Source organism: Mycolicibacterium agri (genome assembly GCF_002553505.1).
GTDB classification, from domain to species: domain Bacteria; phylum Actinomycetota; class Actinomycetes; order Mycobacteriales; family Mycobacteriaceae; genus Mycobacterium; species Mycobacterium agri.
Window position 1 is genome coordinate 55,205 of sequence record NZ_PDCP01000028.1, and the last position, 26,479, is coordinate 81,683.

Genomic DNA, 26,479 nt, shown 5'->3' on the forward strand with positions numbered 1-26,479 from the left:
GCCACCCCGTACCGCTTAGCCCCGGCTGACGACTGCCAATACGAGTTTCCCGGGGCCTTCGTGTTGAACCAGAGCAACGGCTTCCCGGGTGGAGATCGTGGCGTTCGGGCCGAAAGTCAACGGCGGTAGGGTCAACTCCTTCAACAACCGGCAGGAGATGGCCAATAACGGCGCCGCCTACGGCGGCATTTCAGGCCAGACTGTCGCATTCAATATCAACTGGAATGGGGGTCCGATAGGTTCATACAAGGGCACCGTCCGCGACGACGGCACGGTTTTTGGAGGAACCACCGATCCCCAAGGCAACGCGGCAAGCTGGGAATCTGTCACGAAGCTGGTATGCAAAGCGGCCCCCGCCCCCGACGCTCCTGCGCCTGCCCCTCCAGCCGAGAAGCCCGCTGACAAACCTGCGCCGGAGGCGCCGCCGGAAAAGAAGCCCCTCCAGGGGCCGGCGGTCTCGGCGAAACCCGGATTTGCAGGAGTCACGTTCACCTTCACTGACCGCAGTGGAGTCGCATCTCAATACACCTACTCGTCCGAGGGATTCTCGGACACCTTCGCCCTGCCGGCCAACGGGTCTGCCGACCTGTTCGTTCCGGCGATCCGCCTTGGCCGAACTCGCACCGGCACCGTGTCGTGTGACAACGGTACGAGTTCGCCCACGTCAGTCGAGTTCTGAGACAGGGCTTGCGCCCGAGCCATGAGGTCCCGCCTTGACAGGCATGACGGTGGTCGGCGTCGGCGGCAATCACGGGCCGAAATAGCCGAGATCCACCTGTCGCCTACGCTGGTGGCATGCAACGGATTATCGGGACCGAGGTCGAGTACGGCATCTCCTCGCCGTCCGACCCGACCGCCAATCCGATCCTGACGTCGACACAGGCGGTCCTCGCATACGCGGCTGCCGCTGGCATCCAGCGAGCCAAGCGCACCCGGTGGGACTACGAGGTGGAGTCCCCGCTGCGCGACGCCCGCGGCTTCGACCTGAGCCGGTCGGCGGGCCCGCCGCCGGTGGTGGACGCCGACGAGGTCGGCGCGGCGAATATGATCCTGACCAACGGCGCGCGCCTCTACGTCGACCACGCCCACCCCGAATACTCGGCGCCGGAGTGCACCGACCCGCTGGACGCCGTCATTTGGGACAAGGCGGGCGAGCGGGTGATGGAGGCGGCGGCGCGGCACGTGGCCAGCGTGCCGGGGGCGGCGAAACTGCAGCTCTACAAGAACAACGTGGACGGCAAGGGCGCGTCCTACGGCTCGCACGAGAACTACCTGATGTCGCGCCAGACGCCGTTCTCGGCGGTGATCGCAGGCCTCACGCCGTTTCTGGTGTCGCGGCAGGTCGTCACCGGTTCCGGCCGCGTCGGCATCGGCCCGTCGGGGGATGAGCCCGGCTTTCAGCTGTCGCAGCGCGCCGACTACATCGAGGTCGAGGTCGGCCTGGAGACCACGCTCAAGCGCGGCATCATCAACACCCGCGACGAGCCGCACGCCGACGCCGACAAGTACCGCAGGCTGCACGTCATCATCGGCGACGCGAACCTGTCGGAGACGTCGACCTACCTCAAGCTCGGCACCACGGCGCTGGTGCTGGATCTCATCGAAGAGGGCATGGACCTCTCCGACCTGGCGCTGGCCCGGCCGGTGCACGCCGTGCACGTGATCAGCCGGGACCCGTCGCTGCGCGCCACCGTCGCGCTGGCCGACGGACGCGAACTGACCGGCCTTGCGCTGCAACGGATTTACCTCGACCGGGTGGCCAAGCTGGTGGACAGCCGCGACCCCGACCCGCGTGCCGCCGACATCGTCGAAACCTGGGCCCACGTGCTCGACCTGCTCGAGCGCGACCCGATGGAGTGCGCCGAGATCCTGGACTGGCCCGCCAAACTCCGCTTGCTCGAGGGCTTCCGGAATCGGGAGAACCTGGCCTGGTCGGCGCCGCGGCTGCACCTCGTCGACCTGCAGTACTCCGATGTGCGCCTGGACAAGGGCCTCTATAACCGCCTGGTGGCCCGTGGATCGATGAAGCGTCTGGTCACAGAACAGCAGGTGCGCGACGCCGTCGACAATCCGCCGACCGACACCCGCGCCTACTTCCGCGGCGAGTGTCTGCGCCGCTTCGGCGCTGACATCGCGGCGGCCAGCTGGGATTCGGTGATCTTCGACCTCGGCGGCGATTCGCTGGTCCGGATTCCCACCCTGGAACCGCTGCGAGGAAGTAAAGCCCACGTCGGGGCGTTGCTGGACTCAGTGGACAGCGCCGCCGAACTGGTGGAACAGCTCACGACTTAGCACAGCTATCCCGGGCAATTTGGCCGTCGACCGGTACTGTGGAGGAACCGGCGGGCGGCGACAGAGCCCGCCGATGACGAATTCAGGAGGCAGCGATGGCTCAAGAGCAGACCAAGCGTGGCGGTGGTGGCGGAGAGGACGACGACCTCACCGGCAGCACGGCCGCCGGGCAGGAGCGTCGCGAAAAGCTGGCCGAGGAAACCGACGACCTGCTCGACGAGATTGACGACGTTCTCGAGGAGAACGCCGAGGACTTCGTGCGCGCATACGTCCAGAAGGGCGGACAGTGAGCTGGCCGCACCGCGAGCAGCTAACCTTTCCGTCCCCCCTTCCCGGAGCGCCCTCTGTCCCTGTGGACCTGTCGTCCTTTTCTGAACTTCTGCGCCGCCAGGCGCCCGAGCTGTTACCCGTCAACAGAGCCACCGCCGGCGAGGCGGGCCGTGCGGGTGACGCCTTGCCGCACGGCACCACGATCGTCGCGTTGAAGTTTCCGGGCGGCGTTGTGATGGCGGGTGACCGTCGGTCCACGCAGGGCAACATGATCGCCGGTCGCGACGTGCAGAAGGTGTACATCACCGACGACTACACCGCGACCGGCATCGCAGGCACCGCGGCGATCGCGGTCGAATTCGCCCGCCTCTACGCGGTCGAACTCGAGCACTACGAGAAGCTCGAGGGCGTGGCGCTGACGTTCAACGGCAAGGTGAACCGATTGGCCACCATGGTCCGCGGCAATCTCGGCGCGGCACTGCAGGGCTTCGTCGCGCTGCCCCTGCTGGCCGGGTTCGACCTGGACGATCCCAATCCGCAGGCCGCGGGGCGCATCGTGTCGTTCGACGCGGCGGGCGGATGGAACTTCGAAGAAGAGGGCTACCAGTCGGTGGGATCTGGCTCGATCTTCGCCAAGTCGTCGATGAAGAAGCTGTACTCGCAGGTGACCGACGCCGATTCGGCCCTGCGGGTGGCCATCGAGGCGCTTTACGACGCCGCCGACGACGACTCTGCGACCGGTGGGCCCGACCTGGTGCGCGGCATATATCCGACGGCGGTGCTCATCGACATCGAGGGCGCCCAGGAGGTGCCCGAGCAACGCATCGCCGAGTTGGCGCAGCAGGTCATCGAAAGCCGCTCTCGGGCAGACACTTTCGGCCCTGACGGCGTTCACCGCTCGACCGATGCGCGGGGAGATACGTGAGTTTTCCATACTTCATATCGCCTGAGCAGGCGATGCGTGAGCGCTCGGAGCTCGCGCGCAAAGGCATCTCCAGGGGCCGCAGCGTCGTGGTGCTGGCCTACGAAGACGGTGTGCTGTTCGTCGCCGAGAACCCGTCGCGGTCGCTGCAGAAGGTCAGCGAGCTCTACGACCGGGTCGGCTTCGCCGCCGTCGGGCGTTTCAACGAGTTCGACAACCTGCGCCGCGGCGGCATCCAATACGCCGACACCCGCGGTTATGCCTACGCCCGCCGCGACGTCACCGGCCGCCAGCTCGCCAACGTCTACGCGCAGACGCTCGGCACGATCTTCACCGAACAGGCCAAGCCATACGAGGTCGAGCTGTGCGTGGCCGAGGTCGCCCACTACGGCGAAACCAAGGCGCCCGAGCTCTACCGCATCACCTATGACGGCTCCATCGCCGACGAGCCGCACTTCGTCGTGATGGGCGGCACCACCGAGCCGATCATCGAGAAGCTCAACGAGTCCTACACCGAGAACGCAAAACTCGCCGACGCCGTGAAGATCGCCGTCGACGCGCTCAACGTCGTGGGTGAAGGTTCCGAACCGCGGGCGCTCGGCCCCGACACGCTCGAGGTCGCCATCCTCGACGCGAACCGGCCGCGGCGGGCATTCCGCCGCATCACGGGCTCGGCGCTCACGGCGCTGCTACCCGAGAGCAGCGCGGGTCCCTCCGGCTCCTCCAGCGACTCAAGCTCCGAAGCCGGCTCCTCCAAGAGCGAATAGCCTCTTCGACCCCTCGGGGCGTTCACAGCCAATTGCAGGCTTGATTTTTGGCGTTTTGCGGTTGACGGCGCGCCCGTTGGGAGGGAGCATCTGTTGCGCAGTGCACAACGCGTTGCGTCATAGGCAACAAGCTCCCAAGGACGGCGCATCATGCCCCACGTTGTCGTGATCGGTGCCGGCATCGTCGGCACCTCGCTGGCCGACGAACTGAGCGCACGTGGTGTCACCGAGGTGACCGTGCTGGATCGCGGCCCGCTGTTCACCACCGGCGGCTCGACGTCACACGCGCCCGGCCTGGTGTTCCAGACCAACCCGTCCAAGACGATGAGCGCGTTCGCCAGCTACACGGTGCAGAAATTCTGCGCGCTCGAGCACCCCGGCGGGTGGGCCTTCAACCAGGTCGGCGGGCTGGAAGTGGCGACCACACCCGAGCGCTGGGCGGATCTGCACCGCAAGGCGGGCTGGGCCGCCGCGTGGGGGATCGAGGGTCGGCTGCTGGATCCCGACGAATGCGCGCGACTGCATCCGCTGATCGACCCGGACCACATCCTCGGCGGCTTTCACACCCCGACCGACGGGCTGGCCAAGGCGGTGCGCGCAGCCGAAGCCCAAGCCAACCGGGCGATCTCCCGCGGCGCGACCTTCGTGCCCGACACCGAAGTTCTCGGGATCGTCGACAGGGCGGGCCGTGTGACCGGTGTGCGCACCGCCGACGGCGTGATCGACGCCGACATCGTGGTGTGCGCGGCGGGATTCTGGGGTGCGCAGCTGGCCAGGACCGTCGGCTTGACCGTGCCACTGGTGCCGATGGCGCACCAGTACGCCCGCACCGGGCAGATCGCCGCGCTGGTCGGGCGCAACACCGAAGCGTCGGAGGCGAGCTACCCGATTCTGCGGCACCAGGATCAGGACCTGTACTTCCGCGAACACGTCGATCGCCTCGGCATCGGCTCCTACAACCATCGCCCCATGCCGGTCGACATATCCACGCTGATGGCCGACACCGCAGGCGAACCGATGCCGTCGATGCTGCCGTTCACCGAGGACGACTTTGCGCCCGCCTGGTCGGCGGCCTCGGAACTCATTCCGGCGCTTGCCGATTCGAAAGTCGAGGAGGCGTTCAACGGAATCTTCTCGTTCACCCCCGACGGTTTCTCGATCATGGGGGAGCACCGCGACCTGAGTGGGTTCTGGGTCGCCGAGGCCGTCTGGGTGACCCATTCGGCCGGGGTGGCCAAGGCGACGGCCGAGTGGATCGTCGACGGTGTCCCGTCGGTCGACGTGCATGAGTGCGACCTGTACCGGTTCGAGGACGTCGCCCGCAGTCCCGAGTTCATCATGCAGACCAGTTCTCAGGCCTTCGTCGAGGTCTACGACATCATTCACCCCTACCAGTTCCGCAGCGCGCTGCGTGGCCTTCGCACCAGCCCGTTCTACGAACGCCAGAAGCAACTCGGCGCGTTCTTCTACGAGGGCGCGGGCTGGGAGCGTCCGGCGTGGTTCGAGGCGAACGCCGAGCTGGCGCAACGGCTTCGCGACGGCGGATTGGCGTTTCCCGACCGCGACGAGTGGTCGTCGCGGTTCTGGTCGCCGATCTCGATCGCCGAGGCGCACTGGACCAGGCAACGTGTCGCGATTTATGACATGACGCCGTTGACGCGCTACGAGGTCGCCGGCCCGAACGCGGCGTCGTTCCTGCAGCAGATGACGAGCAACAATGTCGACAAGAGCGTCGGGTCGGTGACCTACACGATGCTGCTCGACGAATCCGGCGGAATCCGAAGCGATATCACCGTGGCACGGCTGGCCGACACCCGCTTCCAGGTGGCCGTCAATGGTCCACTGGACTTCGACTGGTTCGCCCGTCACCTCGTCGACGGCGTCACGCTGCGCGACATCACCGGCGGCACGTGCTGCCTCGGCGTCTGGGGGCCGCTGGCCCGCGATCTGGTGCAGCCGCTGTGCCCTGATGAGCTGTCGCACGAAAACTTCAAGTACTTCCGCGCGCTGCAGACGCATCTCGGCGCGATACCCGTCACCATGCTGCGGGTGTCCTACGTCGGCGAACTGGGCTGGGAGATCTACGCCAACGCCGAATATGGCGCAGCACTGTGGGATTTGCTCTTCGACGTGGGCCAGCGCCACGAGGTGATCGCCGCCGGGCGGATCGCGTTCAACAGCCTGCGCATCGAAAAGGGCTACCGGCTGTGGGGCACGGACATGACCACCGAACACCAGCCCAAGGCCGCGGGCGTCGACTTCGCGGTGAAGATGACCAAGGACGACTTCATCGGCAAGGGGGCGCTCGAGCGCGCAGTCGCGCCCGAGAAGCTGTTGCGCAGCATCGTCTTCGACGACCCGTCTGCAGTCGCGCTCGGCAAGGAACCTGTGTACGTCGACGGGCGCTGCGCCGGGTATGTGACCAGCGCCGGGTATTCGCCCACCGTCGGGCGCACGATCGCCTACGCCTGGCTGCCCGCAAGCACCCGAATCGGTGACACCGTCACCGTCGACTACCGCGGCACCCGCTCGACCGCCACTGTGCACACCGAGCCGGTAGTCGACCCCGAGATGGCGCGGATCAAGAGGTGACGAGACAGATGAGCTACGACGTCATCGTCATCGGCCTCGGCGGAATGGGAAGCGCCGCAGCGTATCACCTCGTCGCACGTGGGCAGCGTGTGCTCGGTTTGGAGAAGTTCGGCCCGGCGCACGACAGGGGATCCAGCCACGGCGGGTCGCGCATCATCCGGCAGTCCTACTTCGAGGACCCGGCCTACGTGCCGCTGCTGCTGCGCGCCTACGAGCTGTGGGACAAGCTCGCCACCGACACCGGCCGCGAGGTGTACCGCTTGACAGGTGGCTTGTTCATGGGTCCGCCGGACAGCGTGACGGTCGCGGGCAGCCAGCGGGCCAGCCGCGAATGGGATCTGCCGCACGAGATGCTCGATGCGGCCGAGATCCGGCGCCGTTTCCCGACTTTCACCCCGTATCCCGGCGACGTCGCGCTCTACGAGTCAAAGGCGGGGTTCGCCCGGCCGGAGATGACCGTGCAGGCCCACATCGACCTGGCCGAATCGGCCGGTGCCGAACTGCATTTCGGTGAGCCCCTGCACGGCTGGGACGACACCTCGGGCGGTGTCGCGGTCACCACAGAGCGCGGCACCTACACGGCGGGCCACCTCGTCATCTGCCCCGGCGCGTGGGCACCGCAGCTGCTCGCCGACTTCGGCATCCCGATCACCATCGAGCGGCAGGTGCTGTACTGGTTCGATCCGGTCGGCGGCACAGGGTCTTTCGTGGACCACCCGATCTTCATCCACGAGGACGTCGAGGGCGCGCAAGCCTACGGATTCCCCGCGATCGACGGGCCAGGCGGCGGCGTGAAGGTCGCGTTCTTCCGCAAGGGAATCGTCTGCACGCCGGAAACGATCGACCGCACCGTGAGCGAGCAGGAGATCGTCGAAATGCGTGATCGGGTCGCCGCGCTGTTGCCCGCGCTGGCCGGCGATTGTGTGCACACCGCGACGTGCATGTACTCCAACACGCCCGATCAGCATTTCGTCATCGCACGTCACCCGGACGCCGACCGCATTACCGTGGCCTGCGGCTTCTCCGGACACGGCTTCAAATTCGTCCCCGTCGTCGGGGAGATCCTGGCCGATCTCGCCATCGACGGTGCGACCGGCCATCCCATCTCGTTGTTCGACCCTGGGCGGCTGGTGACCACATGAGCTCTCCGACCATGCAGCCACCACCGGCGCTCATCGCCACGCTGCCGGGCAACCACTACGTCAGCGACGCGGTCTTCGCCGCCGAACAGGAGCGCATCTTCGAAAGCACGTGGATCTGCGCGGTGCGTTCCTCGGAGCTGGCCGCGCCGGGCAAGTTCAAGAAGGTTCAGGTGGGTCGCGAGAGCGTGCTGCTGGTGCGCGGCCGCGACGGGTTGCTGCGGGCGTTCTTGAACGTCTGCCGACACCGCGGCGCGCAGCTGTGCACCGAGCCCGAGGGCCAGGTCAGGCGCAACCTGCGCTGCCCGTATCACTCCTGGACCTACGCGCTGGACGGCAAGCTGGTGGCCGCACCCAACATCGGGTCGCTGACCGACGAAACCGGTGCGGGCATCGACCGCTACCGCTACGGGCTGATCCCCGTCGCGCTGACCGAATGGCTCGGCTACGCCTGGGTGTGTCTGTCGGACACCCCGCCGCCGTTCGACGACGTCGTCGCCGAAACCACCCGCACGCTCGGTGATCCCGACACCATCAACCGGTACGGGATCGGCGGCCTCGACGTCGGCCATCGCGAGGTCTACGACGTGGCCGCCAACTGGAAGCTGATCGTCGAGAACTTCATGGAGTGCTACCACTGCTCGTCGATCCATCCGGAACTCGTCGGGGTGCTGCCCGAATTCGCCAAGGGCGTCGCCGCACAGGCAAACACCGGCCGGGGTGCCGAATTCGGGCCCGGCGTAGCGGGATTCACCGTGGACGGCGCGGCTGGCTTCGACCGCCTGCCGGGCATCACCGACGAACAGGACCGCCGCTACTACGCGATCACCGTCAAGCCGACGGTGTTCATCAATCTGGTGCCCGACCACATCATCTTCCACCGCATGTACCCGATGTCGCCGTCGCGGACCATCGTCGAATGCGACTGGCTCTACACCGCAGACGTGGTCGCCGCAGGGCGAGACGTGTCGCATTCGGTCGAGCTGTTCCACCGGGTCAACCAGCAGGACTTCGCGGCCTGCGAGCGAACCCAGCCCGCGATGTCGTCGCGTGCCTATCGCAACGGCGGTGTTCTCGTGCCCGTCGAACACCACATCGCGGAGTTCCACCAATGGGTAGTCTCCCGTCTCGGTGCGTGATGTCGTCTGGGGCGCTTGACGGCGCCTAGGCTGCTGCCGTGAAAGGGGGCTCATGAACGGTGAACCCGACCTCTGGATCGGCGGCCAGTGGCGGCATGCATCGGACGGTGGAACTCGCGAGATCATCAACCCGGCCGACGGGAGCGTCGTCGCCGTCGTGGACGAGGCCACCCCGGACGACGCCCGCGACGCCGTCGCCGCCGCGTGCCGAGCGTTCGACGACGGCGCATGGCCTTCCACACCGGTCACCGAGCGCGCCGCGCTGCTCGACCGTGTCGCCGATCTGCTTGAGCGCGACAAGGAGTTGCTGGCCGAGCTGGAGACCCGAGACACCGGCAAGACACTGGCCGAGAGTCGTATTGACATCGACGACGTGACGGCGGTTTTCCGCTAATACTCGCGGCTCGTTGGCGTTCAATCCGATCGGCTCGTCGACGTCGGGGACGCCGCCGTCGTCAGCCGCGTCGTGCGCGAACCCATCGGGGTGTGCGTGCTGATCGCGCCGTGGAACTATCCGCTGCTGCAGATGTCGTGGAAGGTCGCTCCGGCATTGGCCGCCGGCTGCACCATGGTCGCCAAGCCGAGCGAAGTCACCCCGCTCACCACGATCGCCTTCACCCGCCTGCTCGAAGAGGCCGGCGTACCCGCATCGGTGGTCAACCTCGTGCAGGGCAGCGGCGCGACGCTCGGGCCTGCACTGACCGACACGCCCGACGTGGACTTCATCTCATTCACCGGCGGGGTGGCCACCGGGCGCACCATTTCCCGGGTGGCGGCCGAACACGTCACCAAGGTGGCGCTCGAACTCGGCGGCAAGAACCCGCACATCGTCTTCGCCGATATCGGCCGCAGCGACGCCTGGAACGACGCCGTCGACCACGTGCTGACCGGCGTGTTCCTCCACTCCGGGCAGGTCTGCTCGGCCGGCACTCGGCTGATCGTCGAGGAGTCCATCGCCGACGACTTCGTCGCCGACCTTGCTCGTCGCGCCGAGAAGATCCGCGTCGGCGACGGCATGGATCCCACCACCGAAACAGGACCGCTTGTCTCCGAACAACACCTCGCAAAGGTCGAATCCTATGTGCAGCTGGGTATTTCGGAAGGCGCCAAGCTGGTGACCGGCGGGACACGGCCCGGCGACCCGGCCTTGGCCAAGGGCAGCTTCTTCCTGCCCACCATCTTCGACCGGTGCGATCGATCGATGCGGATCGTGCAAGAGGAAACATTCGGCCCGATCCTGACAGTGGAGCGGTTCACCACCGAGGCGCAAGCGATCGCACTCGGCAACGACACGAGGTACGGTCTCGCGGCGGGCGTTCGGACCTCCGATCCGGCGCGGGGCGAGCGTGTGGCGCGGGCGCTACGGCACGGTACGGTGTGGCTCAACGATTTCGGCTACTACACCGCGGCGGCGGAGTGGGGCGGATTCGGGCAATCCGGCAACGGCCGCGAGCTCGGCCCGACCGGGCTGGCGGAATATCAAGAGATCAAACACATCTGGCACAACACCGCGCCGCAGGCGGCCGGCTGGTTCAAGGGCTAGAAGGGACGACAATGGCCATCGAGCAGACCTGACATGAGCGACACCGGAACTTTCGACTATGTCATCGCCGGCGGCGGTACCGCCGGTTGTGTGCTGGCGGCCCGGCTGTCGGAGGACAGAGACGTCACGGTGTGCCTCCTCGAGGCCGGGCCGTCCGACGTCGGCGACGACAACATCCTGGTGCTGTCGGAGTGGATGCACCTGCTGGACTCCGGCTACGACTGGGACTATCCGGTCGAACCGCAGGAGCGGGGCAACTCCTTCATGCGCCACGCCCGGGGAAAGGTATTGGGCGGCTGCTCATCACACAACTCGTGTATCGCGTTCCTGCCGCCAGCGGAGTGCCTCGACGAGTGGGTGACCATGGGCGCCGTCGGCTGGAGCGCAGCGGAGATCCTGCCGCTCACCGAGCGGGTCAAGCAGACTGTGGCGCTGCGCGACGTGCCGCCGAAAGACCCTTGCGGCACAGCGGTTCTCGAGGCGGCGGCGATGGTCGGCATGCCGACGGTGGCGTTCAACCGCGGCGAGACCGTCCGCAACGGCGCCGGCTGGTTCCAGATCAACGCCGATGAAGGTGGCATCAGGATGTCCAGTTCGCGCGCATACCTGCACCCGATTCTGGAAGCCAGACCCAATCTCGACGTGCGGACCGGATGCTGGGTGGCCGAAATCCTGTTCGACGACGCCCTTGCCGCCACCGGGGTCCGCTACCAGCGACCCGACCTCACCGGCTACGACACGGTGTCTGCGCGCCGCGAGGTCATCGTCACCGCCGGCGCGATCGACACCCCGAAATTGCTGATGCTCTCCGGGATCGGGCCGAGCGTGCATCTGCGCGAGATCGGCATCGACGTGCGCGTCGACTCACCCGGCGTCGGTTCGAATCTCGACGACCATGTCGAGGGGCTGGTGTTCTGGGAGGCGGCCCAGCCGATGGTGACGACGTCGACGCAGTGGTGGGAGATCGGCCTGTTCACCACCGTCGACGACGGCTGCACGCAGCCGGACCTGATGATGCACTACGGCAGCGTGCCGTTCGACATGAACACATTGCGCCGCGGTTATCCGACGACCGACAACGGATTCTGTTTGACGCCCAACGTGACTCAGGGCAGGTCGAGGGGCACCGTGCGGCTGCGCAGCCGCGACTTCCGCGATCGTCCCCGCGTCGACCCCCGCTATTTCACAGACCCGGAGGGCTACGACGACCGCATCATGCTGGCGGGTGTGCGCCTGGCCCGCACGATCGCCGAGCAGCCGCCGCTCGCGCCGTGGGTGGCCCGCGAACTCGCGCCGGGTCCGGACGCGACCACCGACGACGAACTGCTCGACTACATCCATCAATGCCACAACACCGTGTATCACCCCGCGGCCACCGTGCGGATGGGATCGCTCAGCGACCCGATGGCGGTGCTCGATCCCCAGTTGCGGGTCAAGGGCACGTCCCGGCTGCGGGTCGTGGACGCGTCCGCGATGCCGAAACTGCCCGCGGTGAACCCGAACATCACGGTGATGACGATGGCGGAGAAGTGTGCCGACCTCATCCGCAACACCTGACCTAGCCGGTCTGGAATCGTTTGGAATCCGTCCTCGGCGACGGGGGCCTCAGCACTACGATCCCGCCCCGATAGGCTGGGCTAATCATGGGGGCCGCTGAACAGAGGACCAACGCGACCGTCCAGTCCGTCGACCGCGCGTTACAGGTGCTGGAAATTTTGGCCGACCTAGGCCAGGCGGGGGCCACGGAAATCGCCTCTGAGCTGGGAGTTCACAAGTCCACCGTGTCCCGGTTGATCGCGGTGCTGGCGGCGCGCGGCTTCGTCGAGGAGGCATCCGAACGCGGCAAGTACCGGCTCGGATTCGCCATCGCCCGGTTGGCGCGGGCCGGCAGCAGCCACCTCGACCTGGTCAAGCTCAGCCAGGACGTGTGCGACAGCCTGGCCCCCGACGTCGGGGAGACCACCAACCTGGCGATCCTCGACGATGACCGCATCGTCAACATCGTCGAGGCGATCGGTCCCGAACAGATCACGCTGCGCACCTGGGTCGGTCAGAGCTGTCCCGCGCATGCGACGTCGAGCGGCAAGGTGCTGCTCGCCGACCTGGAACCCGACGAGCTTCGCGAACGGCTCAACGCCGAGCTGGAGTCGTTCACCGACAACACCGTCGTGACGCTCGCCGACCTCGAACGCGAGCTTGCCGCCGTGCGCGAGCGTGGCTGGGCCAGCGTCACCGAAGAACTCGAAGTCGGCCTGAACGCGGTGTCGGCTCCGGTGTACGACGCGAACTCGAAAGTGATTGCTGCGCTAAGTGTTTCAGGACCGGCATATCGGCTGAGCCCGGACCGGTTCTCCGACGTCGCCAAGCAGACGATGGCGGCCGCCGAGGTGATCAGCCGGCGCCTTGGCTGGGCGGAGCGGAGCTGACCAGCGGGACGTACACCCTGTTCCCGTGCTCGGCGAACTCCCGTGATTTTTGGGCCATCGCTTCCTGCACGTCGTGACTGATGCGCATGGAGCAGAACTTAGGACCGCACATCGAGCAGAAGTGCGCGGTCTTGGCCGGTGCCGCGGGCAGGGTTTCGTCGTGAAAGTCCCTGGCGGTGTCGGGGTCGAGGGAGAGGTTGAACTGGTCTTCCCACCGAAACTCGAAGCGCGCCTTCGAAAGTGCATCATCGCGGGCCTGAGCGTTGGGATGACCCTTGGCGATGTCGGCGGCATGGGCGGCGATCTTGTAGGCGATGACACCGTCCTTGACGTCTTTGCGGTTGGGTAGCCCGAGGTGTTCCTTCGGCGTGACATAGCACAGCATCGCGGTGCCTGCCTGGGCGATCATCGCGGCGCCGATCGCCGAGGTGATGTGGTCGTAGGCCGGGGCGATGTCGGTGGTCAGCGGCCCCAGCGTGTAGAACGGGGCTTCGTCGCACAACTCCTCTTGCAGCCGCACGTTCTCGGCGATTTTGTGCATCGGCACGTGGCCGGGCCCTTCGATCATGACCTGCACACCGTGGGTTCTCGCCACGGTGGTGAGCTCGCCGAGGGTGGCCAGTTCGGCGAATTGGGCGGCGTCGTTGGCGTCAGCGATCGAGCCGGGACGCAGGCCGTCGCCGAGGGAGAACGTGACGTCGTAGCGGGCCAGGATGTCGCAGAGATCGTCAAAGTTGGTGTACAGGAACGACTCCGTGTGATGGGCCAGCATCCAGGCGGCCATGATCGAGCCGCCGCGTGACACGATGCCGGTGACCCGGTCAACGGTGAGCGGGATGTGGCGCAGCAACACGCCGGCGTGCACGGTCATGTAGTCCACGCCCTGCTCGCATTGCTCGATCACGGTGTCGCGGTACACCTCCCACGTCAGCTTGACGGGGTCGCCGTTGACCTTCTCCAAGGCTTGGTAGATCGGGACGGTGCCGACAGGAACGGGGGAGTTGCGCAGGATCCACTCCCGCGTCATGTGGATGTCGCGGCCGGTGGACAGGTCCATGATGGTGTCGGCCCCCCAGCGGGTAGCCCACACCATTTTGTCGACCTCTTCGGCGATTGACGAGCTGACGGCCGAATTACCGATATTGGCATTGACTTTCACCGCGAACGCCTTGCCGATGATCATCGGCTCGGCCTCGGGATGATTGTGGTTGGCGGGGATCACCGCCCGGCCGCGGGCCACTTCGTCGCGAACCAACTCCGGCGCGACACCCTCGCGCTGCGCGATGAACGCCATCTCGGCCGTGATCTCACCGGCCCTGGCCCGCTGCAACTGAGTTCCCCGGTCGCGGACCACAGGCCGACGCCCGAGACCGGCTTCAAGGTCGATCGTCGCGTTCGGGTCCGTGTACGGACCCGACGTGTCATACAGATCGACGTGCTCACCGTTGGTCAGATGGACACGGCGGAAGGGCACCCCGTCGCGATACACCTTCGTGCTGCCCGCGATCGGGCCAATTGTCACCGACGCAGCCGTGATGACATCGGAATTTTGCGACATGCTAAAACGTTCCTCTCCCTACGCCGGCATTACCCGGACAGGTTCATACGGTCGACGGGCCTACCCGTCCTCTCAGCACGAATGTGTGCTCCCGTGGTGCTTTTCGGCCCTGACGTTGTTCGGGCCTCGCCGCGAACGCGGCGAATGTAGTAGGTGAATCCTTTCGTTCGAGTCGTGGTGTCAGGCGCTGACCCGATGAGCGGGCGCGCGATTGCGAACACTACACGCCGCTGGGCGCATTCGGAAAGAGCCGGGCGACAGCAGTGTTGGAGGCCCTTCACCGAAGTCCGTTGCGGCGTAACGCAAGCGTCGGCAAACACGGCGGGCGTTGCTGCGTCGTCAAGGCCTATGCAAGCGATCGCGAATGAGGTCGGCGAACTCCTGCGGGCACTCCAGCGGCGTGAAATGCCCGGCGCCGTCCACGAGATGGGGCGTGGCGTCGACGAAGTAGTCGTCCAGCCGGTCGGCCCACTCGCGGGGGAACAGCGGATCAAATTGGGGGAGAAGCACATCCGTCGAGGCGTGCACCTTGATGGCGCGGTCGGGCGGGGGCTCGGTGAGCGACTGCTCGACCATGCCCGCGCCGGCCCGGTACCAGGCGATGGACGCGGTGAACGCGCCAGGCAGCCCGTAGTCGGACGCCAGCCGTTCCAGATCATCGTCGGCCAACTCGAAATTCGGGCCCGACCAGTGGCTCCAGAAATGGCGCAGATAGTCGCGCACGACGTCGAGGTTGCCGTCGATGAGCTGGTCGGCGAGCGGAAGCTGATGGAAGGCCTGGTACCAGAACTCGCGCTGCGCCTGCGGCGACAACACGCGGTCGCCCACCCCGGGCAGCGGCGGTGACAGCACCAGCGCCTTGGCCAGGTCCGGGTACATCCGTCCGATGCTCTGCGCGACGCGGCTGCCGACGTCGTAGCCGGCCAGCACCACATCGGTCAGCCGCAGTTCGTTGATCAGTCCGACAACGCTGCCGGCCTGCGCGCTGGCGCTGTAGAAGTGCCGCACATCGACCGCGTGCTTGTCGGATCCGCCGAACCCGCGCAGGTCGGGCACGACGACATCGGCCTCGTCGGCCAGCAATGGGACCACCCGGCGAAAGTCGTGGCGGTTCCCCGGCCAGCCGTGCAGCAGCACCACCGCAGGTGCGCCGATCGTGCCGTGCCGGTCGAATGCCAGCCGGAATCCGTCGACCGGTGCGCTGCGGGACGACATTCGTTAAATCTTGCCAACGCTCATCCCGCTTTGTGCAGAGTTGCGGAATCGCCGGTGATTACCGCGAGGATGGCGCGCCACGAATCGGACGGCACGTTGATGATGTCGCCGTGCGCCTGCGGGCCGGCCATCAACCGGCCGTCGTCGTAATGGCCTGCGTCCAAATGGATCACACCGGGCATATCGTCGGGATCCGCGCCGTGCGGGCTGGTCGGGCTGCCCTGCACGAGCTGAATGAGGTCGCCTGGGGCGGTCATCGAGAAGCGCAGCACGTCGGGGTTGCGGTTGTGCCAGTCGGACGGGTCGTCGACGCCGACACCGGCGCCAGCGGCGGCCAGATACAGCGTCCGGTCGGCGGTGAGACCGAACACCTCAGCGGTGCCCATGATGGAGCCGCCGTAGGAGTGGCCGATATAGGTGACCGGGATCTTGCGGCCGGTGGCGTCGACGGTGCGGTCGACGTCCTCGCTGAAGGCCACCAGGCGAGGGGCCATGTCCAGGGCATAACGGGGATCGGCCGCGTCGATCAGGCCTTCTGCGATGTTGTCGCCGCGCGGGAACGGGCCGCCGAGATAGGTGATCGTGGCGACCTCGCCGCGGGTGGCCGAGACGAACCGCCTTGCGGTCTTGGTGTTCTCACCCGAACCCTGCAACGTCGTGTTCATCCCCGGCACCAGGACGGCGACGCTCTTGGCGGTGGCCAGGTCGCCGTTGAGTTCGATCAGCGAGGAGCGATCGGGGTCGAACGCGAGGATCTTCCGATCGATGCGCCTGCCGGTGCGGGCGGGATCGTCGACCTCTGCGAGCAGGCCCTGATAGAACGCGATGCGCTCGCGGGACCCGGGCCGTTCGGCGCGGCGCTCGTCGGCGATGGCCTGCGCGATGTTGATGCGGTTGGCCGCGATCCGCATCGGCCAGGGGACACCGTCGGTGTTGCCCACCTGCTTGGGGAATTCGTCGATGAGCCGCTGCCGCTGTTCGGGTGCCATGCCAGCGATCTGAGCGGCGATCCGGTCCTGGCCGATCGCCGACCACCCGGCGACGACGTCGGCGAGCGGGACAGGACCAGCGCCTGTCGGCAGCGTCGGCACGGGCGGTGCCTGCGCCGGGGTCAACGCCTCGACGATGTCGTGCGCGGTGTCGGCGTCGGCGGCGCCAAGCCGGTCGAGGGCCGCCGCGATGCGCGTCGTCAACATCTCGGCGGCCGCCTGGCTGCTGCCGCCCGACAGAGCGACCAGCGGTGAGGCCGCGCCTCCGGTGACCGAGCCGTCGTCGCCGACGGCGAAACCCTCGGCCCGCGCGGTGTTCACCACCGCCATGACGTCGTTGCGCGCCGACGTCAGCTGTCCGGAACCGTCGCGGGCAGCGACCGCGGCGGTGATCAGGCATCGGGTCACCAGTGCGCCGGCCGCGGCGATGGCCTCGGCGTTGCGGCGCGCATTGTCGCCCGCCGATCCGGTCCAGAACTCCTTGCTCTTGGCGACGCGTTCGAAGGCCGCGTCCAGGCGCGACTGCAGGTCAGCGGCGGCGGCGTCCCAGTCGTCGGCCGTCTCGAGCAGCGCGTCGGGTCGCCAGGCCTGGGCCTGGGCGACGGTCGGCCGCGTCACCGCAGGGGAAAGCGGTCGGCGCTGCGGGTGTCCGCGCGCTCGAAGGCGTCGGCCGACATGCGCGCCGCGACCGCCCAGCCGCGCATGTTGTCGACGACATCGGCGAGTTTGGCGGCGATCAAATCGGGCGCGGCGACGCGGCCGGTAGCTGAGCCGCGCAGATCGTCGGCAGGCAGTGCGTGCCACTGCATGCCCGCGATGGCGTCGGCGGCCTCGGTGACGCGGTCGGCGACGGCCCGCAGCGCGTCGAGATCGACTTCGGTGTGTCCCCCCATGGCCTCATGCTGGCACTGCGGAGCTTTGCCGCGCTCACGTTATCCACAGGCGAACGAGAGGCTCATCGGCGCGGCTACTCACTCGTTGCCGCCGACGAACCCGTAAGCTCGATGACGTGCAGCGGCGAATTATGGGCATCGAAACTGAATTCGGTGTGACCTGCACCTTTCACGGTCATCGCAGGTTGAGTCCGGACGAGGTTGCCCGTTACTTGTTTCGTCGAGTGGTGTCGTGGGGGCGAAGCTCCAATGTCTTTCTCCGCAACGGCGCGCGCCTCTACTTGGACGTCGGCAGCCACCCGGAGTACGCCACCGCCGAGTGCGACAACCTCGTCCAGCTGGTGACGCACGACCGTGCGGGCGAGCGCGTGCTCGAGGACCTGTTGATCGACGCCGAGCAGCGGTTGGCCGACGAGGGCATCGGCGGGGACATCTACCTGTTCAAAAACAACACCGACTCGGCGGGCAACTCCTACGGCTGCCACGAGAATTACCTGATCGTGCGGGCCGGGGAGTTCTCCCGGATCTCCGACGTGTTGCTGCCGTTCCTGGTCACCCGCCAGTTGATCTGCGGCGCGGGCAAGGTGTTGCAGACGCCCAAGGCGGCGACGTTCTGCCTGAGCCAACGCGCCGAGCACATCTGGGAAGGCGTGTCGAGCGCGACCACCCGCAGCCGCCCGATCATCAACACCCGCGACGAACCGCACGCCGACGCCGAGAAGTACCGGCGCCTGCACGTCATCGTCGGCGACTCCAACATGAGCGAGACCACGACGATGCTCAAGGTGGGCACCGCCGCTCTGGTGCTGGAGATGATCGAGTCCGGCGTGGCGTTCCGCGACTTCTCGCTGGACAACCCGATCCGCGCGATCCGCGAGGTCAGCCACGACCTGACGGGGCGGCGGCCGGTGCGGTTGGCCGGCGGCCGGCAGGCCAGCGCTTTGGACATCCAGCGCGAATATCACTCGCGCGCCGTCGAGCATCTGCAGACCCGCGAGCCGAACCCGCAGATCGAGCAGGTCGTCGACCTGTGGGGCCGCCAGCTCGACGCCGTCGAGAGCCAGGACTTCGCGAAGGTCGACACCGAGATCGACTGGGTGATCAAGCGCAAGCTGTTCGAGCGCTATCAGGACCGCTACAACATGGAGCTGTCCGACCCGAAGATCAGCCAGCTCGACCTGGCCTACCACGACATCAAGCGCGGCCGAGGCGTGTTCGACCTGCTGCAGCGCAAGGGGCTGGCGGCCCGCGTCACCACCGACGAGGAAATCGAGGAGGCGGTGAACACCCCGCCGCAGACCACTCGCGCCAAGCTGCGCGGCGAGTTCATCAGCGCCGCACAGGAAGCCGGCCGCGACTTCACCGTCGACTGGGTTCACTTAAAGCTGAACGACCAGGCGCAGCGGACGGTGCTGTGCAAGGACCCGTTCCGCTCGGTCGACGAACGGGTCAAGCGCCTCATCGCCTCGATGTAGCTGATCTAGCGGCGCTGGTCCTAACGGCGCGGCCCCCCTCCGGCGAGCGCTCATCCTTGTACAGCTTTCGGCCGAAATTCTGTACCAGGCTGTGCGCTCGCGGGTTATGCACAGGGCTGTCGGGGCTTTGGTGGCCGTGTGCTGCTTGCGCGGACGAAAATGCGGCATGCCGCCAGAGCTCCGGGCAGTCTTCGCCGCGCAGGGCGGTGTCGCGACTTCATCGCAGATCTTGCTGCACGTGAGCCGTCGCGGAATGCAGCGCCGGCTGCGCAGCGGCGAGCTGGTGAGGATCTTCCCGAGCATCTACAGCCTCGGCGCACCCGATCTGTTGACCCTAATGCGCGGGCTTGACCTGCGCTGCGGTGAGCATGTCGCGGTCTGCATGGGCACGGCCGCGGCGATGTATGGCTTCGACACCGAGGACGTCTCGGACGTGCATGTGCTCAACCCGGACGGTCATCTCCTGCGTGACCAAGACGGCCTGGTGGTGCACCGACGCGACGGCGCGCCGCTGATTGACCACCATGGCCGCCTCGTGACGACGCCGGCGTGGACCGCGATCGAGGTGGCGCGCAGCCTGCGCCGCCAGCGCGCATTGGCGACGCTCGACGCCGCGCTGCGCAGTCAGACGTGCGACCAGCGAGGTTTGCACCTGGCCGCGAAAGCCCAAGCAGGACGGCGGGGCATCGTCATGGTTCGGGACCTGATCCCATTGGCCCGGCCCGGCGCAGAGTCGCCAATGGAAAGCGAGGCCCGCCTCGTCATGCTCGACGGCGGTCTGCCAGAACCGCTTCTTCAGTACAAAATCGTCGACCGCGATGGTCGACTGTGGCGAGTCGACTTCGCATGGCCGGAATGCAGACTCGCCGTCGAATATGAGGGATTCGACTTTCACAGCACGCCCGAGGCACTGAGGAAAGACCGCCAGAAACGGGCCGCGCTAGAGGAGATGAGCTGGCGGGTCCTGTCCATTGTCTGCGACGACGTGCGGCGCCAGCCGGAGGTGATGGTGCGCCGCATCGGCGCCGGACTTATGCAAACCGCGGCGTGAGCGCTCACTCCTGTACAGATTTCGGACGAAATTCCGTACCAGGCTGAGCGCTCGCGGGGGTGGGGCGAACATTAGGCTGATTCGCGTGGGGATTTCCAAAGTCGAGCGGCTGATGAACCTCGTCATTGCGCTGCTTGCTACCCGCAACTTCATCAGCGCCGAGCGGATTCGCGAAACCGTCTACGGCTACAGCGAGACCGCCAGCGACGAGGCGTTTTCCCGCATGTTCGAGCGCGACAAGAACGAACTGCGCGACCTGGGCATCCCGCTGGAAACCGGGCGGGTCTCGCAATTCGACCCGACCGAGGGCTACCGCATCAACCGCGAGGCCTACGCGCTGCCCCCAGTCGAACTGACCGCCGACGAAGCCGCCGCCGTCGCGGTGGCCACCCAGCTGTGGGAGTCGCCGGAGCTGATCACCGCCACGCAGGGCGCGCTGCTCAAGCTGCGGGCCGCAGGCGTAGACGTCGACGCGTCGGACGGCGGCGTCGCGATCACCTCGACAGGCGGCATGCCCGGCCTCCGCGGCTCCGAGGAGGTGCTGGGAATCCTGTTGTCGGCCATCAATGCCGGGCAGGCCGTGCAGTTCCCGCATCGGCCGTCGCGCACCGAGCCATACACCACCCGCACCGTCGAGCCGTGGGGCGTGGTCACCGACCGCGGCCGCTGGTATCTCGTCGGACACGACAGGGATCGCAACGCCACCCGCACCTTCCGGCTGTCCCGCATCGGCCCCGAAGTGAAGCCCATTGGCCCGGAGGGCGCCGTCAAGCCGCCCGACGGGGTGAACCTGCGCGAGATCGTGCACAAGGTCATCGGCGAGGCGCCGACCGGATCGCAGGCCAGGGTGTGGGTCGCCAACGGGCGTGCCACCGCGCTGCGCCGCAACGCCACGGTGGTCGGGCCGAAATCGCTCGACGGGCGCGACGGTGAGGAGATCGTCATCGACATCGGCATGTCCGACCGGGTAGCCAGGGAGATCGCCAGCTACGGCGCCGACGCCGTGGTGCTCGAGCCGCAGTCGCTGCGCGACGAGGTGCTCGATCGGCTGCGCGCGCATGCGGGGGTCGCGGGAGGCGAGGCATGAGCCCGGTCTCGGAGCGGTTGGTGCGGCTGCTGAACATGGTCCCGTACTTCCAGGCCAACCCGAAGATCACCTACGCCGAGGCGGCGTCGGACCTCGGGGTGTCCGAGAAGCAGTTGCGCGACGACCTCAACCAGCTGTGGATGTGCGGACTGCCCGGCTACGGGCCCGGCGACCTGATCGATTTCGACTTCTCCGGCGACACCATCGAGGTGACGTTCTCCGCGGGCATCGACCACCCGTTGCGGCTGACCTCACCGGAGGCCACCGGCGTGCTCGTCGCACTGCGGGCACTCGTCGACATGCCCGGCATGGTCGACCCGGAGGCCGCCCGCAGCGCCATCGCCAAGATCGAGTCGGCCGCGGGCACCGTCAATCACGGCGCCGAGGCCGCGGTGGACGAACCCGCACCGGTGGAAAGCCAGGCCGCGGCCGCCGTCCGCGAGGCCGTGCGCAACAACCGCGCGCTGTCCATCGAGTACTACTCGGCCTCCCACGACCAGCTGACCAGCCGCGTCGTCGACCCGATCCGCGTCGTGCTGGTCGCCGAGCACAGTTACCTGGAAGCGTGGTGCCGCTCAGCCGAGGGAGTGCGGCTGTTCCGGTTCGACCGCATCGTCGACGCCTCTGTGCTCGACGAACCGGCCGCGCCGCCGGAGCCCGCGGTCGAGGCCCCGCCCGACACGTCGCTGTTCGACGCCGACCCGTCGCTGCCGTCGGCCACGCTGCTCATCGACCGCTCGGCGTCCTGGATGTTCGACTACTACCCGCTGCGGGTGCTCCACGAACTGCCCGACGGGGCGTGCGAGGCCGCGATGACCTATGCCTCCGACGAGTGGATGGCCCGCTTCGTGCTGGGCTTCGGCGCCAGCGTGCGGGTGCTGACGCCGGAGTCGCTGGCGCAGCGGGTGCGGGAATCGGCCGCCGCGGCATTGCGCGCGTATGGGGTGGGCGTCGAGGCGGGCGGGTAGACTCGCCCCAGACGTCTGGAGGTGACCTAAATTGGGCGGTTTACAACCCTGGCACTGGGTAATCGTCATCGCTGTCTTCGTCCTGCTCTTCGGTGCCAAGAAGCTTCCGGATGCGGCCCGCTCGCTGGGCCAGTCGATGCGGATCTTCAAGTCCGAGGTCAAGGAGATGAAGTCCGATCCCAAGCCGGAGGCCGAAAAGCCGGCCACTCCGATTGCCTCGGAACGCGTTGACACCCCGCAGCCGCAATCCGACGCCGGCCAAGCGGCATCCGACAGCGACAAGCGCACGGCCTGAGTCCACGCCGACCGACCGCGGCGCGATGCCGCGTCGATGGGCCGTGTCTATAGGTTGATTAGGCAGGTTTCGTGCAAGCCCCCGGGTTTCTCAAGCGGCTTGATCCGCGCCAGCGCCGCGCCAAAGTCAATCCGGACGGCACGATGTCGCTGGTCGATCACCTGCACGAACTGCGCAATCGGCTGCTGATCTCGGTGGCCGCCGTCGTGGTGACGACGATCCTGGGCTTCCTCTGGTACAGCCACGGCGTGTTCGGCCTGCCCAGCCTGGGCGACTGGCTGCGCGGCCCCTACTGCGCCCTGCCGCAGTCGGCGCGCGCGACGATCACCCCCGACGGCGAGTGCCGTCTGCTCGCCACCGCGCCGTTCGACCAGTTCATGCTGCGGTTGAAGGTCGCGCTGACGGCGGGCATCGTGCTGGCCTGCCCGGTGTGGCTGTACCAGATCTGGGCCTTCATCACGCCCGGGCTGTATCGGAAGGAACGACGGTTCGCGATCTCGTTCGTCACGTTCGGTGCCGTGCTGTTCATCTCCGGCGCCGTGCTGGCCTATGTGGTGCTGTCGAAGGCGTTGAAGTTCCTGCTGACGGTCGGCAGCGACGTGCAGGTCACCGCGCTGTCGGGCGATCAGTACTTCGGCTTCCTGATCAACCTGCTGCTGGTTTTCGGCATCAGCTTCGAATTCCCGCTGCTGATCATCATGTTGAACCTGGTCGGTGTGCTGACCTATCAGCGACTCAAGACGTGGCGGCGCGGAATGATCTTCGGGCTGTTCGTCTTCGCGGCGTTCGCGACGCCGGGATCGGATCCCTTCTCGATGCTGGCGCTGGCGCTGGCGCTGACGCTGCTGCTGGAGTTCGCGATACAGATCGCCCGCATCCACGACAGGCGCAAGGCGCGCCGCGAGGCGCTCGAGCACATCCCCGACGACCAGGCCTCGAAGATCCCCGACGTCCAACCCATCGAAACGTCAAGCGCCGTGTCCGGCCAATCGCGGCTTGTAGTCGATGACGACGCCACTTAGCGGCGAACTCGCCGTCTTCACCGAGCAGCTGTCGTTTCGCCTCGATGACTTCCAACAACGCGCATGCCAGGCTCTCGAGGACGGGCACGGCGTGCTGGTGTGCGCGCCGACCGGTGCGGGCAAGACGGTGGTCGGCGAATTCGCGGTGCACCTGGCGCTGGCCGCGGGCCGAAAGTGCTTCTACACCACGCCGATCAAGGCGCTGAGCAATCAGAAGCACGCCGATTTCGTCCGTCGGTACGGGCATGAACGCATCGGCCTGTTGACCGGTGATCAGTCGATCAACGGCGATGCGCCCGTCGTGGTGATGACCACCGAAGTGCTGCGCAACATGCTCTATGCGGATTCCTCTACGCTGCACGGGCTTTCGTACGTCGTGATGGACGAGGTGCACTTCCTGGCCGACCGCATGCGCGGCGCGGTGTGGGAGGAAGTGATCCTGCATCTGCCCGAAGAGGTTCGGCTGGTGAGCCTTTCGGCGACGGTCAGCAACGCCGAGGAGTTCGGCGGCTGGATCCAGACCGTGCGCGGCGACACCACCGTCGTCGTCGACGAGCACCGGCCGGTGCCGCTGTGGCAGCACGTCATGGTCGGCAAGCGGCTCTTCGACTTGTTCGACTACCACTCCGGCGCCGCCAAGAAGAATGGTCGCGAATTGGTGGTGGACCCACAACTGTTGCGCCACATTGCACATCGCCGCGAAGCCGACCGGCTGGCCGACTGGCGGCCGCGTGGCCGCGGCGGGCGCCCGACCATCTACCGCAGCCCGTCGCGGCCCGACGTCGTCGAAGTGCTCGACAAAGAAGGGCTGCTGCCCGCGATCACCTTCATCTTCTCCCGCGCCGGCTGCGACGCTGCGGTCAGACAGTGCCTGCGCTCGCCGTTGCGGCTGACCAACTCCGAAGAGCGGTCCCGCATCGCCGAAGTCGTCGACCGCCGATGCGCCGACCTGTCGGACTCGGATCTGGTTGTGCTGGGCTACCACGAGTGGCGCGAGGGCCTGCTCCGCGGCCTGGCCGCTCACCACGCCGGGATGCTGCCAGCGTTCCGCCACACCGTCGAGGAGCTGTTCACCGAGGGCTTGGTCAAGGCCGTATTCGCCACGGAGACACTGGCTTTGGGCATCAACATGCCTGCACGCACCGTTGTGCTGGAGCGGTTGGTGAAGTTCGACGGCGAACAGCACGTGCAACTCACGCCGGGGGAGTACACCCAGTTGACCGGCCGCGCGGGGCGCCGCGGCATCGACGTCGAGGGCCACGCCGTCGTGCTGTGGACCCCGGACGTCGACCCCGCCGAGGTGGCAGGCCTGGCGTCCACCCGCACTTTCCCGCTGCGCAGTTCGTTCGCGCCGTCGTACAACATGACGATCAATCTGGTGAACCAGATGGGCCCAACGCAGGCGCACAAGCTGTTGGAGCGCTCGTTCGCGCAGTATCAGGCCGACCGCTCGGTGGTGGGGTTGGTGCGCGGCATCGAACGCGGCGAACGGATGCTCGAGGAGATCGCCGCCGAACTCGGCGGCAAGGATGCGCCGATCCTCGATTACGTGCGGTTACGGGCGACGATCACGGCGCGGGAGAAGGCGCAGTCGCGGGCCTCGCGGCTGCAACGCCGCAAGGCGATCAACGATGCGCTGGCCTCGCTGCGCCGCGGCGACATCGTCAACATCGCCAACGGCCGCCGCGCCGGACTGGCGGTGGTGCTCGAACCTGCCCGCGACGACGAGGATCCCCGCCCGCTGGTGTTGACCGAAAACCGTTGGGCCGGACGCATTTCGTCGGCCGACTATACGGGCGCCTCGGCGAAGGTCGGCACGATGCATCTGCCGAAACGGGTCGAGCATCGCCAGCCGAGGGTGCGCCGCGATGTGGCGTCGGCGCTGCGTTCGGCGACGGCGGGGATGTCGCTGTCGAAGGGCAGGCGAAGCGGGCCGCCGCGCGACCCCGACATCGATCCCGAACTGGCCGGTCTGCGTCAACAACTGGAGCGTCACCCCGCACACCGGCTGCCAGACCGGGAAGAGAAGGCCCGCTTGGCCGAGCGTTACCTGCGTATCGAACGCGACAACGAACAGCTTCGGCAGAAGGTCGCCGCCGCGACGAACTCGCTGGCGCGCACCTTCGACCGCATCGTCGTGCTGCTCACCGAGCGGGGCTTCATCCGCGACACCGATGGCGACCCGAATGTCACCGACGACGGCAAGCTGCTGGCCCGCATCTACAGCGAAAGCGACCTGCTGGTGGCCGAATGCCTGCGCGGCGGCGTCTGGGAGGGCCTGACGCCCGCAGAACTGGCGGGGGTGCTCTCAGCGGTGCTCTACGAATCGCGCGGCGACACGCCGTCCACCCCCGAGCTCACCGAAATCCCGACCGGCAAACTGCGCCGCGCGCTGGCCGACACACGCAGGGTCGCGAGCGAACTGCGCGCCGACGAGCAACGGCACCGGATCTCGCCGAGCCGCGAGCCCGACGAGGGATTCGTCAACGCCATCTACCGCTGGGCCACCACCGGTGACCTGGCCACTGCCCTGGACGCATCCGACATTGGGCGTACCGGCTCGCCGCTGTCGGCGGGCGACTTCGTACGCTGGTGTCGCCAGGTGCTCGACCTGGCCGACCAGGTGCGCAACGCCGCCCCGACGGCCGAGCTTCGAGACGCCGCGAAACGCGCCATCAACGACGTTCGACGCGGCGTCGTGGCTGTTGATGCGGGGTAAGGTGTGCGCAGGGATCACCGACCACCAGGAAATTTCAGGGAGATTCTCAATGACGTTGTCAAGCGGCCGCAGCAGTAGTTGTGGGCTGGTAGACGGCGTGGTCGCGGAGCATTGCCC

General features: G+C 67.2%; 21 protein-coding genes, 1 pseudogene and 1 riboswitch. Of the genes and pseudogenes, 18 read left to right on the forward strand and 4 right to left on the reverse strand.

Features of this window, described 5'->3' with window-relative positions; genetic code table 11:
* The first annotated feature begins 88 nt into the window (after positions 1-88).
* From CQY20_RS16755 to CQY20_RS16805, 11 genes and pseudogenes are all read left to right on the forward strand, one after another.
* Entirely contained in the window at positions 89-679 is a 591-nt protein-coding gene (locus CQY20_RS16755) for a hypothetical protein (protein ID WP_097941199.1), read from the forward strand.
* 116 nt (positions 680-795) lie between these two features.
* Positions 796-2,292 (forward strand): pup deamidase/depupylase, encoded by a 1,497-nt coding sequence (dop, locus tag CQY20_RS16760; RefSeq protein WP_097941200.1) that lies wholly within the window; start codon positions 796-798, stop codon positions 2,290-2,292.
* A gap of 95 nt (positions 2,293-2,387) precedes the next feature.
* Positions 2,388-2,582: a ubiquitin-like protein Pup gene (locus CQY20_RS16765; protein WP_003887572.1), complete on the forward strand. Its 195-nt coding sequence runs from the start codon at positions 2,388-2,390 to the stop codon at positions 2,580-2,582.
* Positions 2,579-3,487 (forward strand): proteasome subunit beta, encoded by a 909-nt coding sequence (gene prcB, locus CQY20_RS16770; RefSeq protein WP_163701535.1) that lies wholly within the window; start codon positions 2,579-2,581, stop codon positions 3,485-3,487. The genes CQY20_RS16765 and prcB overlap by 4 nt, the downstream gene beginning before the upstream one ends.
* Complete coding sequence (gene prcA, locus CQY20_RS16775) at positions 3,484-4,251, forward strand: proteasome subunit alpha (protein WP_097941202.1); 768 nt, start codon at positions 3,484-3,486, stop codon at positions 4,249-4,251. The genes prcB and prcA overlap by 4 nt, the downstream gene beginning before the upstream one ends.
* Before the next feature lie 150 nt (positions 4,252-4,401).
* Complete coding sequence (locus CQY20_RS16780; protein ID WP_097941203.1) at positions 4,402-6,843, forward strand: GcvT family protein; 2,442 nt, start codon at positions 4,402-4,404, stop codon at positions 6,841-6,843.
* An 8-nt stretch (positions 6,844-6,851) separates the two neighbouring features.
* Positions 6,852-7,985 (forward strand): N-methyl-L-tryptophan oxidase, encoded by a 1,134-nt coding sequence (solA, locus tag CQY20_RS16785; RefSeq protein WP_097941204.1) that lies wholly within the window; start codon positions 6,852-6,854, stop codon positions 7,983-7,985.
* Positions 7,982-9,121 (forward strand): aromatic ring-hydroxylating oxygenase subunit alpha, encoded by a 1,140-nt coding sequence (locus CQY20_RS16790; protein ID WP_097941205.1) that lies wholly within the window; start codon positions 7,982-7,984, stop codon positions 9,119-9,121. Before solA ends, CQY20_RS16790 begins: the two co-directional genes overlap by 4 nt.
* A gap of 52 nt (positions 9,122-9,173) precedes the next feature.
* A pseudogene (locus CQY20_RS16795) lies at positions 9,174-10,664 on the forward strand (aldehyde dehydrogenase family protein).
* A gap of 33 nt (positions 10,665-10,697) precedes the next feature.
* Positions 10,698-12,221, forward strand: coding sequence for a GMC family oxidoreductase (locus CQY20_RS16800; protein WP_097941206.1), 1,524 nt, complete (start codon positions 10,698-10,700; stop codon positions 12,219-12,221).
* 86 nt (positions 12,222-12,307) lie between these two features.
* Entirely contained in the window at positions 12,308-13,090 is a 783-nt protein-coding gene (locus tag CQY20_RS16805) for an IclR family transcriptional regulator (protein ID WP_097941207.1), read from the forward strand.
* Here the strand turns inward: CQY20_RS16805 and thiC are convergent.
* The 4 genes from thiC to CQY20_RS16825 form a co-directional block, all read right to left on the reverse strand.
* Complete coding sequence (gene thiC / locus CQY20_RS16810; RefSeq protein ID WP_163701532.1) at positions 13,056-14,648, reverse strand: phosphomethylpyrimidine synthase ThiC; 1,593 nt, start codon at positions 14,646-14,648, stop codon at positions 13,056-13,058. The genes CQY20_RS16805 and thiC overlap by 35 nt on opposite strands.
* A riboswitch (TPP riboswitch) is annotated at positions 14,647-14,753 on the reverse strand. (Overlaps the previous gene by 2 nt.)
* Positions 14,754-14,987: 234 nt before the next feature.
* A complete protein-coding gene (locus tag CQY20_RS16815; RefSeq protein ID WP_097941208.1) occupies positions 14,988-15,863 on the reverse strand; it encodes an alpha/beta fold hydrolase in 876 nt (291 codons plus the stop codon).
* Between the two features lie 20 nt (positions 15,864-15,883).
* Entirely contained in the window at positions 15,884-17,470 is a 1,587-nt protein-coding gene (locus CQY20_RS16820; RefSeq protein WP_097941209.1) for an alpha/beta hydrolase, read from the reverse strand.
* Positions 17,467-17,745, reverse strand: coding sequence for a DUF7162 family protein (locus tag CQY20_RS16825; RefSeq protein ID WP_097941210.1), 279 nt, complete (start codon positions 17,743-17,745; stop codon positions 17,467-17,469). Before CQY20_RS16825 ends, CQY20_RS16820 begins: the two co-directional genes overlap by 4 nt.
* Before the next feature lie 116 nt (positions 17,746-17,861).
* Here CQY20_RS16825 and pafA point away from each other — a divergent pair, with 116 nt between their 5' ends.
* The 7 genes from pafA to CQY20_RS16860 all read left to right on the forward strand — a co-directional run bounded on the left by pafA (position 17,862) and on the right by CQY20_RS16860 (position 26,362).
* A complete protein-coding gene (pafA, locus tag CQY20_RS16830) occupies positions 17,862-19,220 on the forward strand; it encodes a Pup--protein ligase (RefSeq protein WP_097941211.1) in 1,359 nt (452 codons plus the stop codon).
* A gap of 166 nt (positions 19,221-19,386) precedes the next feature.
* Positions 19,387-20,271, forward strand: coding sequence for a type IV toxin-antitoxin system AbiEi family antitoxin (locus CQY20_RS16835; RefSeq protein WP_097941212.1), 885 nt, complete (start codon positions 19,387-19,389; stop codon positions 20,269-20,271).
* Between the two features lie 85 nt (positions 20,272-20,356).
* Positions 20,357-21,358 carry a helix-turn-helix transcriptional regulator gene (locus CQY20_RS16840; protein WP_097941213.1) on the forward strand — a complete coding sequence of 334 codons (1,002 nt, stop codon included), beginning with the start codon at positions 20,357-20,359 and terminating at the stop codon, positions 21,356-21,358.
* Positions 21,355-22,326, forward strand: coding sequence for a helix-turn-helix transcriptional regulator (locus CQY20_RS16845; RefSeq protein ID WP_097941214.1), 972 nt, complete (start codon positions 21,355-21,357; stop codon positions 22,324-22,326). Before CQY20_RS16840 ends, CQY20_RS16845 begins: the two co-directional genes overlap by 4 nt.
* 31 nt (positions 22,327-22,357) lie before the next feature.
* Positions 22,358-22,621, forward strand: coding sequence for a Sec-independent protein translocase subunit TatA (gene tatA, locus CQY20_RS16850; RefSeq protein ID WP_097941215.1), 264 nt, complete (start codon positions 22,358-22,360; stop codon positions 22,619-22,621).
* A 71-nt stretch (positions 22,622-22,692) separates the two neighbouring features.
* Positions 22,693-23,643 (forward strand): twin-arginine translocase subunit TatC, encoded by a 951-nt coding sequence (gene tatC / locus CQY20_RS16855; protein WP_097941216.1) that lies wholly within the window; start codon positions 22,693-22,695, stop codon positions 23,641-23,643.
* Complete coding sequence (locus tag CQY20_RS16860) at positions 23,627-26,362, forward strand: DEAD/DEAH box helicase (RefSeq protein ID WP_097941217.1); 2,736 nt, start codon at positions 23,627-23,629, stop codon at positions 26,360-26,362. Before tatC ends, CQY20_RS16860 begins: the two co-directional genes overlap by 17 nt.
* Positions 26,363-26,479: the final 117 nt, after the last annotated feature.